Annotated in this window: 13 protein-coding genes; 3 read left to right on the top strand and 10 right to left on the bottom strand. The window is 59.0% G+C overall.

Annotation, left to right across the window (positions count from 1 at the left end):
- Positions 1 to 15: 15 nt before the first annotated feature.
- The 10 genes from HFO71_RS21145 to tssH form a co-directional block, all read right to left on the bottom strand.
- Positions 16 to 690 (bottom strand): GAD-like domain-containing protein, encoded by a 675-nt coding sequence (locus HFO71_RS21145; protein WP_025397017.1) that lies wholly within the window; start codon positions 688 to 690, stop codon positions 16 to 18.
- A 125-nt stretch (positions 691 to 815) separates the two neighbouring features.
- The gene (locus HFO71_RS21140) at positions 816 to 1,118 is read right to left on the bottom strand and encodes a PAAR domain-containing protein (RefSeq protein WP_131641413.1); all 303 of its coding nucleotides are present in this window, start codon (positions 1,116 to 1,118) and stop codon (positions 816 to 818) included.
- Between the two features lie 13 nt (positions 1,119 to 1,131).
- Complete coding sequence (locus HFO71_RS21135; RefSeq protein WP_131661147.1) at positions 1,132 to 1,821, bottom strand: hypothetical protein; 690 nt, start codon at positions 1,819 to 1,821, stop codon at positions 1,132 to 1,134.
- Between the two features lie 87 nt (positions 1,822 to 1,908).
- Positions 1,909 to 2,487 (bottom strand): SMI1/KNR4 family protein, encoded by a 579-nt coding sequence (locus tag HFO71_RS21130; RefSeq protein ID WP_025397014.1) that lies wholly within the window; start codon positions 2,485 to 2,487, stop codon positions 1,909 to 1,911.
- Between the two features lie 6 nt (positions 2,488 to 2,493).
- Positions 2,494 to 3,318: an HNH endonuclease gene (locus tag HFO71_RS21125; RefSeq protein WP_025397013.1), complete on the bottom strand. Its 825-nt coding sequence runs from the start codon at positions 3,316 to 3,318 to the stop codon at positions 2,494 to 2,496.
- On the bottom strand, positions 3,311 to 4,378 hold the full coding sequence (locus tag HFO71_RS21120) for a DUF4123 domain-containing protein (protein WP_025397012.1): 1,068 nt from the start codon (positions 4,376 to 4,378) through the stop codon (positions 3,311 to 3,313). Before HFO71_RS21120 ends, HFO71_RS21125 begins: the two co-directional genes overlap by 8 nt.
- On the bottom strand, positions 4,378 to 6,780 hold the full coding sequence (gene tssI / locus HFO71_RS21115) for a type VI secretion system tip protein TssI/VgrG (RefSeq protein WP_168335545.1): 2,403 nt from the start codon (positions 6,778 to 6,780) through the stop codon (positions 4,378 to 4,380). The genes HFO71_RS21120 and tssI overlap by 1 nt, the downstream gene beginning before the upstream one ends.
- A gap of 13 nt (positions 6,781 to 6,793) precedes the next feature.
- Entirely contained in the window at positions 6,794 to 7,387 is a 594-nt protein-coding gene (locus HFO71_RS21110; RefSeq protein ID WP_105008874.1) for a hypothetical protein, read from the bottom strand.
- A 79-nt stretch (positions 7,388 to 7,466) separates the two neighbouring features.
- A complete protein-coding gene (locus tag HFO71_RS21105; RefSeq protein WP_003575677.1) occupies positions 7,467 to 7,943 on the bottom strand; it encodes an Hcp family type VI secretion system effector in 477 nt (158 codons plus the stop codon).
- 41 nt (positions 7,944 to 7,984) lie between these two features.
- On the bottom strand, positions 7,985 to 10,759 hold the full coding sequence (gene tssH / locus HFO71_RS21100; RefSeq protein WP_168335546.1) for a type VI secretion system ATPase TssH: 2,775 nt from the start codon (positions 10,757 to 10,759) through the stop codon (positions 7,985 to 7,987).
- A gap of 230 nt (positions 10,760 to 10,989) precedes the next feature.
- Here tssH and tssA point away from each other — a divergent pair, with 230 nt between their 5' ends.
- The 3 genes from tssA to tssC all read left to right on the top strand — a co-directional run bounded on the left by tssA (position 10,990) and on the right by tssC (position 14,251).
- Complete coding sequence (tssA, locus tag HFO71_RS21095) at positions 10,990 to 12,057, top strand: type VI secretion system protein TssA (protein ID WP_168335547.1); 1,068 nt, start codon at positions 10,990 to 10,992, stop codon at positions 12,055 to 12,057.
- Positions 12,058 to 12,115: 58 nt separating this feature from the next.
- Positions 12,116 to 12,640 (top strand): type VI secretion system contractile sheath small subunit, encoded by a 525-nt coding sequence (tssB, locus tag HFO71_RS21090; protein WP_168255848.1) that lies wholly within the window; start codon positions 12,116 to 12,118, stop codon positions 12,638 to 12,640.
- A 129-nt stretch (positions 12,641 to 12,769) separates the two neighbouring features.
- Positions 12,770 to 14,251: a type VI secretion system contractile sheath large subunit gene (gene tssC, locus HFO71_RS21085; protein WP_168335548.1), complete on the top strand. Its 1,482-nt coding sequence runs from the start codon at positions 12,770 to 12,772 to the stop codon at positions 14,249 to 14,251.
- Positions 14,252 to 14,258: the final 7 nt, after the last annotated feature.

Here is a 14,258-nt window from a genome sequence, read left to right as displayed (position 1 = left end):
TCTGCTTGCCCATCATCATGCACCAACTTCGCGGACCGCCGGGACGCTAGGTATGCTTGTGTTATAAAGGGTGAACGGCACCGCCTGAGCTGCGATCGTCATGGCCGCGAGCGCCCCTGCCGGGCGGAGATTGTCGACGGTGATCGGTCCGCCCAGAGCCGGGTGAAGTTTGGGCGCGTAGATTTGTCCCACTTGCAGTGCGCCGTGTGCAAGGAGGAGACGCTTGAACATCGGCTTCCCATTTTCGTCCGGATTGTCGTAGGAATCTGCCTTCACATTGCCGATCACAATGCCCAACGTGATTTTAGGGTCCATATCAGGCTCGGGCGAAAACAGTTCCGGGCAACTGACGCGTCCATAAAGCATATTGATTTTGACGGTTTTATAATCCTCGTTCCAAGCAACCAAATCCCCGAAAGCCGAAAATCCGAGAGCATGCGTTCTTTCCGGCTTCAACTCCTCATCGCCGCCTAGAACCAGCGCCAGGACCGATTTATATTCGTCCGGATTGCAGAACTGGAAATAGCCCTGGAGCCATTTTCCAGCGGAATGAAGGCTCATGAAGTCAAGAAAACTATCCGGAATTCGACCGCGGTAAGCGTCCAGAGTGGTAGATGGCAGTGGAGATCCGCCCTGCGGTTCGCCAAAATCCTTCAAAGCATTTTGATAGGTGATGAAAAGGTCGGTCATGACTTCAACCAGGCGCGTGACATCAGCTTGCGATAGCACGTATCGGCTGCGGATGCTCAATAACTCAGGCGGGATTTCGATTTCTGTCAGCGTCGAAGCCGCACTACGCCGCTTACCCGATCAACTTATTCGAACGTGATCCATGAAACGCCCTGCACAAGCCGTCCGCCATGCTCGCAGGCGTCTCCGAACCGGGCGACCTTCTTGCCCTTGATGTTTGCGATCGACGAACCGCTGATGATCCCGGCGGCCGTCGGAACGCCGGTACAGGTGCATTTATCGGATACGGTCGCAATCGGAATCCCTTCGACACAAACAAAGCTCTGCCCGGTCGAGGAAATCGGACCGCCGATATGCGGCTTCGGCCCTGGATCGACCATCGGGCAGACATGCATGTGCCCCCTTAGGGAAACAAATTGTCCTACCACTTCCAGCCTCCTCTCATGATAAAAAAAGCCGCCCGGAAGCGCTCCGCTCCAGGATGGGATTCACTTCCACAACCTTGATCGCTTCGCCGTCCGCTCCCTTAATAAGGAGAAGGTCGAGAAGCGCGTAACCTATGCCGACCCGCTCCGCGATGTTCGCGGCAAAATTCGAGAGCTTTTCACCGCTGCCGGGCGGAGGGACATAGCGATCGGAGCGGTTCATCCATTTGGCGTGCACCGGCTCTCCGTCCTCAATATGGAACCGCACCTCGAATGCCTTACTAAGATCGACAAACGGAAAGACATGCAGCTTCGTCGAGACCTGCCTACAGACGAACGCGTGCAGGATAAAGGCCATCCGATCTGTCACCCCGCGTAACATAACGGGCATCAACTCATCTATCGCAGCCAGAGGCACGCTGATGAACGCTGAAATTTCCTTCCAGCTGACCGGACCGATCTTCGGAAACGCATCGCCTTCCATTTTTTTGCCGAAGCCCCTAGACGGCAAGGACACCGGCTGGGAGATGTTTAGAAAGCGGCGATATTGCGCATTTTGCGACAGCACCGCCCGCATATCGCCGGCAGAAATGGGGATGGCATCCAAAGGCTCGGCAAGTGCATGGACGCGAAGCTCTTTGGGCCAGTTTTCAAAAGACGACGCAATCACATCGTCGGCCCAGGGCTCGATCCTAGCGAAATCCATCATGGCCCCCGTGACAGGTTGACGCCGTTGTCAGCCAACCGCTTATCGCTTCTCGATAAACCTATGACCGAAAATTGCATCGCCATTTCAACGCACCTTCACTTTCGGATACTTGGCCTTGAGCTCTTCCTTCGTTCCGACGCCCGCCATAAATTCGGTAAATGTTTCGCCGACGAAGGCTACATTGTCCCAATCGTAACCGGGTGTTCCGAAAGTTTTCTTTTTCAGATCCGAAATATAATACATACGGCCAAAGCTGTCAGACCTGAGATCGATCAGGAAAGTGCAATAATTGTCGATATTGGTCGCGATCATGTTCTCCGGTATGCGCGGACCGACATTGTCGAGAGTCTGATGCGGTTTGGAGAGGACTTTGGTGCTCGCTATTGTATGTCTTGCACCCGAGATCATCCCAAAATCGGAATCGATGACTTCCTTGTCCGGATATCGGCAGAGAAAGTATCGGACACCCGTCTGTACCGAACCGCCCACATCCCCATATTCAAGGAGAAAATCCTTGTAGTCTTGCGGCAGCTTTCCACCGGCCAGGGTTTCCAGTTCCTGTACAGCTGATGGATCCGGCGGCGAGTGAAATTCCGGCGGCGCATTCTTAACGAGCATCCAGTTTTCGTAAAGACCGGGATTTATGGCTTTCAGATCGAACATGATACCTCAGAAAACATCTGTTTTTTCGATGGAGCGGAAGCCAGAATGAGAGACATTGTTATGGACTGAACTTTCTACAAAAGCCAACGAGCCGTCTTCCATATGATGAAGAGTATATCCACGCGGAGCTTGCCCTCCCGGAAATGCGTCCTTGTATTGTGCCAACACGGCTGCAGTGTCCTTGTCGACATCGTTCGTGACATTATCGAGATGGAACTTATTGTCCTTGCCTCCCCAGGTACTCGGCCCGAAGTCCGGATAACCATCCTTGAATGTCACGGACTTCGGGTTCCCATACTCGTCCGTGAAGTTCCAGGTTCCATTTCCGGTCTCGCGCGCGTTCGGCGGATGCCAGGTTCCACCTTTCGACGGCATATTCGAACGACGAACGCGCTTGCAGGCCTCGGTATTGCAGCCAAGACGTTTTTCCTGCTGAGCTTTCCTGACGGCCCTCGCTGCCGCCTCTCGCGCGCGCTGGATGGCACCCGGCTCAACCGCCTTCAACGCCTCCATCATGTCAGCAGTTTTTGCCTTGCGCAGCGTGTTGAGCCCATCGAGAACCTTCATCGCCGGCTCGCCATATTTACGAGCAATCTTGAGCGGCTTAGCAGCGGCATCGCCGAGGTAGGGGATCATCGAGGCACCGCCCAGCAATGCATCAACAAATTGCCCTTTCCAAAGAGAAACAGCAACGCTCGCGCCATCCGAAATTGGCGTCGGATCGAATATCCCGGCTATGTCGAGCACAAGCTGTGGGTCGATGTCTTTCGCCTGCTTCTGCAGCGATGACCATAGCTCACCCCGAAGCGCGCTGTTATATTCCTCAGACATACCTCTTCTCCGGGTTCTCTGCGCCTATCCACTCGTCGGGATCATCAAACCGTCGGGCATCCTCCCAGTCATCGTCATAACGGCGATCGAGCATGATCTCGAACCTGTCCTCTGGTGACAATTCAGCGCGCGTGAGGACTTCCCTCAGCTTGGGCTGACGGTGCCACCCTGGCGCCACACGCATCATCAGGTCAACGAACAGGTGAATATGGCTGACATCGAAGATCCGGTAATTCATGGCGATATCGATGCCGTGATTGATATTTTGGGCCAGCAGGACCGGAGGCATGACCTTCATTGCCTGACCGAAGTCTTCCTCAAGATAAGCGATGGTTGATGCCACCAGTTTCGGACGGTTGAACAGGATCGGCGCCTCGAGCTGCGCCTGCGTCAGGGTGAGTACTGGCCTGACGCCTGCGCCGTTAAGATCGAATGTCATGATGCTTGCAAGCGACACCGACGGATCCCCGATGGTCGCTTCCTGTACCGATGGTGACGGCGCCTCATCCGACGGAGGCAGTACAAGAGTTGTATTGATATCGCCGGTTTCTCGAAGTTGCATCTTGCCAAAGCCACATGCCGGTCCAACGGCGACCTCCATGAGCATGGCGGCTGCCGGACCAAACACATATTTTCGTTGAGCACCGGTCAGGAAGGGCAGGATAGATCCAAGAACGTCTGGATCGTAATATCTGAAAAACAGGCTCTCCCCGTCGACTTGTCTTATCTTGGTCAGGTGCCTGAAGTGGCGAAAAAGATCATCGAACGACCCGCCACTGATAACAAAAACACACCAATGCTGCCCGAGCCCCTCATCAACGAGATAGTCCGAGAAACCATCCATCTCGCCACACTGAACCAACCAGGGAGCGTCGTCTTCAAACTCTTGGCGCGCGCTTCCGATGTAAAGGCACTCGGCCCGCTCCGACAGCCCCTGCGCTACCGTTGTTATCTTGGTATCGCGCGATGGGTCGAGAAGAACAAACAGCTGGGCTCCCGGATGCTCTTCAAGCGACTGCCGAAGCAGATCTTTGGCGGCTTGTCCGATGGTGGCAGTCATTAGGACTTCTCCGCCTTGCCGGCTTCAGAGCAATCCTCGGCAAAGCCCTTGTTGGTTCTCTTGCCTGGTCCGCCCTTGGAGAAATTGATCTGGTTGCCCTTGATGTCAATACGCAGGCCCTTGATGACAATGCCTGTCTTGTTGATCTCGATCTTGCCCCCGGGTGCGGTTAAGACGATTTTGTCATTCGCATTAATCAGCCAGGTTTCGGACCTCCCCAGGAATTTCTGGTGTGTCCATAAGTCAAAGAGTTGGCCGACTTCCATGCGTATCGTCTCGCCGACCGTGGTACGTTGCTCTTTTCCGACCTTGGTCACCTGCGTCTGGCCGATATTTGTTACCTTGCTCATGCCGATCTGTTCCGCACGAGCAATACCGATCGTATCGGATTTGAACGAGCCGACGATGGTATTCATGATGCCTGGAAGCGGGAAAAGTCCGGACGCTGCATCCCCGACACCGCTTCCCGAACCGGCGAGAGCCGTACCCGCATCAGCGCGGGGCGACGAACCAGCCACCACACCTTGACGGCTTCCCAGACCGGCCGCGCTCAGGAAGCCGAGCGCAGAAGATGCAAGCGTCCCGGCAAAGGCCGCTACTCCGGGCCCGCCACCTCCGGCGATCTGACCGGCCTGCGAAAGAAGGCCCGCCGTCTGACCTGCCATTCCCTGCACCGCCCCCATCAGCGCCATGGCCATCGGCCCGGTGCCGCCGACGACGGTGTTCATCGAGCCGCCGACTTCATGTTTCTGGTTGCCGCCGACCTCGACCGTCCGGTTGGCGCCGATCGCCGAAACTTCGTGGCGATCGATGCGCTTGGTGCGGTCGTTGAGAACGCGCGTCGTCTGGTCCTTCTGCGCATGGAAGAACATATTCTCCTGACCGGCCTCGTCTTCGAACGTCATTTCGTTGAAGCCGGTGCCTTTGTGCGTGTTCGAGCGCATCACCATGCGCGTCTTGTTGGCCGGCAGGTCGTAAGGAACCGTATTGCTGGGATTGGGGACCACGCCCGTCACCAGTGGCCGGTCGGGATCGCCGTCGACGAAGGCGACCATCACCTCCATGCCGATGCGCGGAATGACCTGGGCGCCCCAGGTCCCGCCTCCCCAGACCTGGCTGACGCGCACCCAGCAGGTGTCGGAACCGTCCTTCTTGGCCTTGCGGTCCCAGGGGAACCACAACTTGATGCGGCCGTATTGGTCGGGATGGATCTCCTCGCCGGAAGGGCCGGCGACGATCGCCACCTGGGTGCCCTCGATCCGCGGCCGCTTGGTCTCGCGATGCGGCGTCATCGCCACCCGCGACGGCACCGCCTCGAATGTGTTCGTGTATTCCGGCTCGTTGCTGTTGGTTTCGTAGGATCGATCGACGACGGTATGCACCGCCTTGACCACCACATGTTCCTCATAGGCGTGATCTGGATGGGCGACTTCATAGGGGGTGAAGCGGCGTCCCGCCTCAAGGATGCGGGATGTGGAGCCGCCGAAGACCCGGTCGTGATCGGCTTCGGAGGCCTGCATCCTCAATTTTTCCGCCCGCTCCGCCTCGGCCACGGAAGAAATGCGCGCCGGATATTCGTAAAGCTCGCGCTTGGTGGCCTCGGGCATCTGCACCAGGGACGGGGTCATGGTGCCCGGCACCATGCGCGGCGTCTCGAAGTTCCAGTCGGCGCCGGCCCGCTGCCCCGGCACATAGGAATAGCGCCGGCTCCACTCGTTGATATGGTTGCGGTCGGACGAGCCCTGTGCCAGGCGAACCCGCCCCTCGCCCTGCGCCGAGGGCGACGGGCCGAGCCAGGATCTTGCGCCATCGGCCACATGCAGCTTGTGTTTGCCATCCTCATGGGAGAACCAGTAAAACAGGCCGTCTTCCTCGAAACGGCGCGTGAGATAGGCAAGGTCCGTTTCGTTCCACTGCACCGAATAATGCTGCGGTGGCGGCGGCGTGATCACGCCCGAGGTATCGGGCGCGGGAATACCGTGCTCGGAAAACAGCGTCTCGACGATATCGACCGCGGTCTTGTCCATCCAGATGCGGCAGTCGGAACGGCGCGACAGCAGCCACATCTGCGGCCTGAGCACCATGGAATAAGACCGCAGGCCGCGGGTGATGGGCGGTCCTTCGTTGAGTTCGGTCACCAGGCCGTTGAACGGCCGACGCACGCCGCCGCCATCCTCGCCCTGCTGCACCTCGACGGAGACATCCATCAGCCGGCCGATCAGTTCCTCCGGCTTGACGGATGGTTTCTTGGCGCGGGCCGACAGCCTGATTTCAAAGAGCGAGGAAATACCTTCCTCGATCGTCACCCGCTCCGGCAGAAGCTGGTCCTCACCGAGCGGTGAGACGATTCTGAGGATTCGGCTCGCCTGGATGAAGTCCGCGGCGGACGACATATCGTTCATCGATGAGGACCTCTCAACCTACGGCAGCGGCGGATGCTTCCGAGAAGCGTTTCAAAAAGCCGTCGACAAGGGTGCGCCGATCGAAATAATGCAGGAGTTCCAGCCGGTTGTTGTTACCGTTGAAATAGGCGGCAGCCATCGGCCGCTCTCCGGTCTTCTGGATGAAGGTGACCGCGGGATTGCCATACAGCAAACGGGTCGGCGCCGGATCCTCGCCATAGATGGGAAGGAAATTCAGCGTGACCGACGCTTTGTAATGCTCCAGCGCCTTGGCCGTGAAGATGTTCTTCTTGCCGAGGTAGCGGTGCATGACCGTCGTGCGGCCGTTCGGGCGGGTCGTCAGCTGCGTTCCCGATTCGAAAAACTCCGAAAGCAATTCCCGCGCGCCGGGCGAACCCTGTAGCTTGCGGCCTTTGAAATAGACGTCTTCGCCGATGGCGAGCGTATAGACGCTGCGCATCACCTGAAGATGGCTGGTCCCGACCCCCTTGACGCCTTTGATCTTGAAGCTGGGCGCGACCATGCCGAAGACGCTTTCGTCGAACACTTCCTCGACGATGAGATGGTAGTTCGTCAGTTTCACATTATCGATGGCCAATCCGCTCATGGGAAGACTTCCTTCAAGCCCGCGACGACGATGGAGCGAACAGGCGCCGCAACGATGCGGCGCCCCTTCCAGTCGGATGTTAAGCAGCCTTGGTGGTCGCGAGATCGTAAGAGGCGATCATCGGCGACTGCGGCGAGTGCTTGTCGTCGTAAGGCGTGTACTTCACTTCCATCTTGGTGAAGTTCAGCTTGATCGTCTCGACCGGGCGGTCGCCGTTGGAGTCGATCGAGTAGCTGGCGATCAGCGTGTTTTCGAGGGAATACTCGATATAGGTGTCGCCAGGATTGCCCGTGGTGACGAGATGGATGACGGAGCGCTTGCCGGTACGGCCCGAGCAGGCCTCCTGGAAAAGCTTGGTCGACGAGGAGTCGCTGACCTTGGTGAGGATCACTTCCGAAACGGTCGGCTCGGAAGCTTCACGGTTCGCCGCCGAACCAGCGGACGTGTTCATGTTGCGGGCTACATTCCAGTGGATGGCTTCGATATCCATCCATTTGCGATGCTGTTCGTGGGTAGCATCCCCCTGGATACCGTCGATCTGAAGATAAATCGGCATGCTGTCAGCTCTCCTGTTGGCGGTTGAGTGCCTAGTTGCGTCTAAGGCGTAGTTGCCTTTCTTCTCGCTGCTCCCCGAGTGCGCTTGCGGCTCGGGGCTACTTCATCCGACAACCGGTTTTCCCCCGGCGTGTCGAATTCCTGTGGGGCGGCCTCTTCGGCATCAAGGCCGAAGCGATGGCCGTCGTAACCGATGGCGACCCCGGTAATTTTCTTTCCCTGCCCAACGGCATCGAGGAAGAACGTCGAAAGATCAGGCAAGAGGTCGCGGGCGATCATGACCTCGATCGCGCGGGCGCCCATCTCGCTGGTGCGGGCGCGCGAAATCAGCGCGTCGCGGGCTTCCGGCGACAATGAAAGCTTGGTGCCGTAGGTCGCCTCGACCCGCTCGCGGATGCGGCCGATCTGGATATCGACGATGCCCGACAGGGTCTCGTTGCCGAGCGGCATGAAGGGCAGCACAGTCGTGCGGCCAAGGAAGGCCGGCTTGAAATGCTTCTGCAATTCCGGCAACAACATCGCTTCGAGCGCGTCTGCCTCCGGCATCGTGTCAGGATCGGCGGCAAGTGCGGCGATCATCTCCGAACCGGTATTGGCCGTCATCACGATGGTGGTGTTCTTGAAATCGATGTCGCGGCCTTCGCCGTCGCGCAGCGTTCCCTTGTCGAACACCTGATAGAAGATTTCCTGGACACCCGGATGCGCCTTGTCGATCTCGTCGAGCAGCAGCACCCCATAGGGCCTGCGCCTCACTGCCTCGGTGAGTACGCCGCCTTCGCCGTAACCGACATAACCGGGGGGCGAGCCGAGGAGCATGGAAATCTTATGCTCCTCCTTGAACTCAGACATGTTGATGGTCGTGAGGTACCGGCTGCCGCCATAGAGCATATCGGCGAGCGAAAGCGCAGTTTCGGTCTTGCCGGTGCCGGACATGCCGACCAGCAGGAAGACGGCCGGCGGCCGGCGCGGATCGGAAAGCCCGGCGCGGGCGGCCCGCATGGCCGAAGCGATCCGCTCGATCACCGCATCCTGACCGAGCACCCTCTCCTTCAGACGGGCATCGAGCGTCTTGACGGTCTCGATCTGGTCCGACAGCAGCTTGCCGACGGGAATGCCGGTCCAGCGGGCAACGACGGCGGCGACGATCTCCTTGTCGACGACGCGCGGCAGCAGAGGCGTTTGATCCGCCACTGTCGCCAGGCTCCGTTCGGTCACCGCAAGGGCAGCGCGCGCGCTTTCCGCCGTCATTGCCTGCGACGGGAAAGGCGCCACATTCGTGCCGTCGCCTGTAGTGTCGGCTGGTGCCAGCGGGACCACGGCGTCGTCGGGCGAGAAGAACTCCTCCAGCCGGTCGGCCTCGCGGACGAGCCGGTTTTCTTCGTCGAATTTCGACCGGAGCGCTTCGATCTCCAGAATAATTTCCCGTTGCTTCGCTGCGATTTCGCCAAGCCGGGCGCGCTTTTCCGGCGTCTCCGGTTCGCGTGCGAGCCAGTTCGCCTCGGTTTCCAGAAGATCGCGCTCGTCGGCGAGCAACTTCAGCGCCTCCGGTGTCGTCTGGCGCGCCAGCGCCACCGCAGCCGCTGCCGTATCGATCAGGCTGATCGCCTTGTCGGGAAGCTGCCGGTCCGGCAGATATCTGGCCGAAAGCCGGACGGCGGCGACGATTGCCTCGTCGCGGATGCGCACCTTATGGTGGGTTTTCAGGCCTTCCGCTACGCCGCGCAGCATGCGGATGGCGGCTTCTTCGTCCGGCTCGCGGACATGCACGGTCTGAAAGCGGCGGGTGAGTGCGGCGTCCTTTTCGATGAAGCGCTTGTATTCGCTCCAGGTCGTCGCCGCGATCGTCCGCAATTCGCCGCGCGCCAAAGCGGGTTTCAGGATATTGGCGGCATCGCCCTGCCCTGCCTGTCCGCCGGCGCCGATCAGCCCATGCGCCTCGTCTATGAACAGAATGATCGGTTCCGGCGACGTCTTCACCGCATCGACCACGCCATGCAGCCGCCGCTCGAACTCGCCTTTGACGCCGGCACCGGCCTGCAGCAGGCTCAGGTCCAGCAACAGCAGCTTCACGTCCTTCAACCGGGCTGGCACGTTGCCGGCGGCGATCTCCAGCGCAAGGGCTTCCGCCACCGCGGTCTTGCCGACGCCCGCCTCGCCGACGAGGATCGGATTGTTCTGCCGCCGGCGCATCAAGATATCGATCAACTGCCGCAGCTCGCGATCGCGACCGATGACCGGGTCGGTTCGCCCCGCACGGGCGTCCGCGGTCATGTCGTGGGTGTAGAGCCGCAGAAATTGATTGTCTCCCGAGAAGTTCGCGGACGAGGCGGCGGGTGCGGAAAGCTGTTCCGACGGGCCTGTCGTCGCCTTTTCCAGCAACTTGTCGAGCGTCGCTCTGTCCAGATTGCGCATCGACGGGGCAATGCCGCGCGTCACCGCCCGCAATGCAGAATCGTTGATTAGCGCGGTAAGCAGATCTGCCAGCAGCACGACATTCCGCCCGCATTGCAGCGATGCAACCAGAAAGGATTCCCGTCCAAGGGCAAGCAGGTTCGGTGAGAGCGCGAGCGAGACGCCATCTTCCCGCGGCAGGTCGGCGATCGCCGCGTCGAGCTCCGTCCTCAGTATCTCGGAGGAGAGCTTGAGCTCTTCGAAAACGGCTGAAAACTCTGCAATATCAAGAAGGGAGCGAAGCCAATGGGCGATATCTACGACGGCATGCTGATGCCTTACGGCAAGCGAAGCCGCTGTCTCAAGACCGACACGTAGATTGGGCTCAAGCGTTCTTATCAGACGATTGAGATCGATATGGGACATCCGCAAGTCCTGTCTTTACGTCGAAATTCAGTATGCTCTCGTGATGCGAAGAAACAACTAGGGCGCTCATAAACCCTTGTCCAGAAGAAAAACGACTCTATTTTGAAAAATGAGCATAACGAAAGTCGTCATAAATCCGTCATCATCCTTCTGTGGTTGACAAGGGAATATGAGCCGCCCAAAATGACCATTCTTCGGAGTATGTTCTGTTTTTTGAGGAATTTAACCGCGTGAACGTTCGTGAAATTGTAGATCCACTTGAACAAGATCGCCCGTGCGGAGAAAACGTGCGGATTAATACTGTATCACGTGAAATATACTATAGAATTAAGGACGCGAGAAACGCCGCGCGTACAGCCGAACGTAGTATTGTCCCGGGTGAAACTATTGGGCTTGCACCTGCTTGGCACGATGTTAGCAATCTTGGATTGCAGATCCTTTCTTCCAGGAGCAAGGACATAGAAGTATTGGCATGGCTCGCGGAAGCGCAGCTGCGGTTGCATGGGTTCTCAGGATTGCGTGATGTCTATATCGCAACCGTGTCGCTTTTAGACAAGCATTTCGATGCGTTGCATTCGATTGGAGATGGTGACTTCGAGGAGCGGTTCGCGCCCTTCGCGGGTTTGAACGGCGTCGGCGGCGAAGGAACGCTCATCCAGGCTATTCGTTTGACATCGTTGATCCCGGGCGGAAAATTCGCGCAGTTTTCGCTTTGGGATTTCCAGCTTTCGCAGCGGCCGAACGAAACCGAACGGCGCAAGGAATTGCAGCAGGCGGCGGCAGAAGCCGGTGTCGCTCAGATGTCAGCCTATCTCGACGTGCTGACCGAGTGCATCGCCGCCTTCGATCGCATGGTCGAAATACTTGACCTACACTGCGGCGACCAGGCGCCCCCGAGTTCGAATACACGCAATGTTTTGCAGGAGGCCGCCTCCGCGATCCGGATGCTCGCCGGGATCGAAGCACCCTTGGCCGCTCCGCAAGCCCCTGCTTCGCACGAATCCGAGCTGCAGCAGCAGGCAAACGATACCGATGGGGCCGAGGTTATCCGCCTGCGGCCTGTCAGCGCCGAGACGATTCGTTCGCGGGAAGAGGCCTTCGAACTTCTGATCGCCGTTGCGCGCTATTTCCGCCGCGCGGAGCCCCATTCACCGATCTCCATGTCGATCGAGACGCTGGTGCGTCGCGGCCGCATGGATTTTTTCGAGCTTCTAGCCGAACTCCTGCCCGAACAAAACACCCGCAACGCGGTGCTGACGGCAGCCGGTATCCAGCCCGTAACCGACAAGGGGGGTTAGCGGCACGCCGCAGCATCCTCAATTTGACAATCCGCCGATGAGACGAAGGAGAATCTCGATGGCAAGTGTGCATGAGAAACTGGAACGGGTTCGCAAGCCGCGGGTCCACATCAAATACGAAGTAGAGACCGAAGGCGCGATGGTGGTGAAGGAGCTGCCTTTCGTCGTCGGCGTGCTCGGCGATTTCTCCGGCAATCCTACGCAGGCGCTCAAGCCGTTCGGCGAGCGCAAGTTCGTGCAGATCGACCGCGACAACTTCGACGACGTCATGCGCCGCATGACGCCGGGCCTCACCCTGTCGGTCGAGAACACTCTCGAGAAGAACGGAACCGAGCTTCCCGTTTCGCTGAAATTCGAAAGCATGGCCGATTTCGAACCCGGCGCGGTGGTCGATCAGGTGCCGGCGCTGAAGGCCCTGCTCAACGCGCGCAACCAGCTGCGCGACCTGATGAGCAAGGCGGACCGCTCCGAAGAGCTCGAGCGCCTGCTGGAGGATATCCTGCAGAACAAGGCCGATCTCTCGCAGCTGGTGGCCCAGCTCGGCGGCGACAAGGCCGAAGAGGCCAAGGACGCATTGAACTGAGTACCTGGGATCGCGGACCGATCGCGCCCGCGCGCTCCATTCCTGAAGAGTCGTTGTCCGGCAGCGGCCCCTTTTGAAGGGAACCCTTCATGCTTCGAGGGCCGCTGCTTTCGCAAAAAGGATCGATAGATGACCGCCGAAACGCAATTGCAAACAAAGGAAGAAGTAGGCTTCGCGCCTGATGAGAACCTGCTCTCGAAGGTCGTTGCGGCGACCCGCCAGACCGAGCCCGACCGTGCCCAGGACCTTCTGCGCACCCTTACCGATCAAGCCCTGAAGGGCACCGTCACCTATGATCGCAACCTGACGATCACCTTGAACAATGCCATTGCCGAAATCGACAAGGCGGTATCAAGCCAGCTCGCGGCCATCATGCAGTCGCCTGAGTTCACCAAGCTCGAAGGAGCCTGGCGCGGCCTGAACTATCTCGTCAAGAACACCGAGACCAGCGCCAACCTGAAGATCCGCGTGCTCAATGCATCCAAGCGCGATGTCGCCAAGGATCTGGCAAAGGCCGTCGAATTCGACCAGTCGCGGCTCTTCAAGTCGGTCTATGAAGACGAATTCGGCACGCCGGGCGGCGAACCGATGGGCGCGCTGATCGGCGATTACGAATTCGACAATTCGTTTGACGACGTTCAGCTTCTGCAGGGCGTCTCGATGATCGCCGCAGCCGCTTTCGCCCCGTTCATCTCGGCCGCCAGCCCGCGCATGTTCGGCTTCGAGGATTTCCGGGAGCTGGCAAAACCCCGCGATCTCGAGAAGATCTTCGAGACGGTTGAATACGCCAAGTGGCGCGGCCTGCGTGACAGCGATGATTCCCGCTTCGTGACGCTCGCCATGCCGCGTGTGCTCGCCCGCATGCCCTACGGCCCGAAGACCAGCCCGATCGAGGAGTTCAATTTCGACGAAACCGGCGGTTCCAAGACCGGTGAGCTCTCGCACGGCTCCTATTGCTGGATGAACGCAGCCTATGTGATGGGCACCCGTCTCACCGAGGCCTTCTCCAAGAACGGCTGGTGCACTGCCATTCGAGGGGCGGAAAACGGCGGCAAGGTCGAAGGGCTGCCGATGCACATCTTCTCGAGCGACGACGGCGATCTGGACCTGAAATGCCCGACGGAAGTCGGCATCACCGATCGCCGCGACGCCGAACTCGGCAAGCTCGGCTTCCTCCCGCTCTGCCATTACAAGAATACCGACTATGCCGTATTCTTCGGGGCGCAGACCGCGCATAAGCCGAAGCTCTACGACCGGCCCGAGGCGACTGCGAATGCGGCCGTTTCAGCCCGCCTGCCCTACATGATGGCGACCTCGCGCTTCGCCCATTATCTCAAGGTCATGGGCCGCGACAAGATCGGCTCCTTCATGGAGGCGGAAGATTGCGAGGCCTGGCTCAATCGCTGGATCTCCAACTATGTCAACGCCAATGACGACGCAGGCGAAGAGTCGCGGGCGAAATATCCGTTGCGCGAGGCGAAAGTCACCGTCCAGGAAATCCCCGGCAGGCCAGGCGCTTACAACGCCGTGGCCTGGATGCGTCCGTGGTTGCAGATGGAGGAATTGACCACCTCGCTGCGCATGGTCGCCCGGATTCCCTCGAAGAACTGATGAAAGC

Source organism: Rhizobium laguerreae, assembly GCF_019778565.1.
Lineage (GTDB): Bacteria > Pseudomonadota > Alphaproteobacteria > Rhizobiales > Rhizobiaceae > Rhizobium > Rhizobium laguerreae.
This window is presented reverse-complemented; position numbering and strand designations above follow the sequence as displayed.

Excerpts from the sequence above, each read along its gene's own strand:
- HFO71_RS21105 (WP_003575677.1), bottom strand. The coding sequence starts at position 7,943 with ATGCCGATTTATCTTCAGATCGACGGTATCCAGGGGGATGCTACCCAC.
- tssB (WP_168255848.1), top strand. The coding sequence starts at position 12,116 with ATGGCAAGTGTGCATGAGAAACTGGAACGGGTTCGCAAGCCGCGGGTC.
- HFO71_RS21120 (WP_025397012.1), bottom strand. The coding sequence starts at position 4,378 with ATGACTGCCACCATCGGACAAGCCGCCAAAGATCTGCTTCGGCAGTCG.
- tssC (WP_168335548.1), top strand. The coding sequence starts at position 12,770 with ATGACCGCCGAAACGCAATTGCAAACAAAGGAAGAAGTAGGCTTCGCG.
- HFO71_RS21110 (WP_105008874.1), bottom strand. The coding sequence starts at position 7,387 with ATGAGCGGATTGGCCATCGATAATGTGAAACTGACGAACTACCATCTC.
- HFO71_RS21145 (WP_025397017.1), bottom strand. The coding sequence starts at position 690 with ATGACCGACCTTTTCATCACCTATCAAAATGCTTTGAAGGATTTTGGC.
- tssI (WP_168335545.1), bottom strand. The coding sequence starts at position 6,780 with ATGAACGATATGTCGTCCGCCGCGGACTTCATCCAGGCGAGCCGAATC.
- tssH (WP_168335546.1), bottom strand. The coding sequence starts at position 10,759 with ATGTCCCATATCGATCTCAATCGTCTGATAAGAACGCTTGAGCCCAAT.
- HFO71_RS21135 (WP_131661147.1), bottom strand. The coding sequence starts at position 1,821 with ATGGATTTCGCTAGGATCGAGCCCTGGGCCGACGATGTGATTGCGTCG.
- HFO71_RS21130 (WP_025397014.1), bottom strand. The coding sequence starts at position 2,487 with ATGTTCGATCTGAAAGCCATAAATCCCGGTCTTTACGAAAACTGGATG.
- HFO71_RS21125 (WP_025397013.1), bottom strand. The coding sequence starts at position 3,318 with ATGTCTGAGGAATATAACAGCGCGCTTCGGGGTGAGCTATGGTCATCG.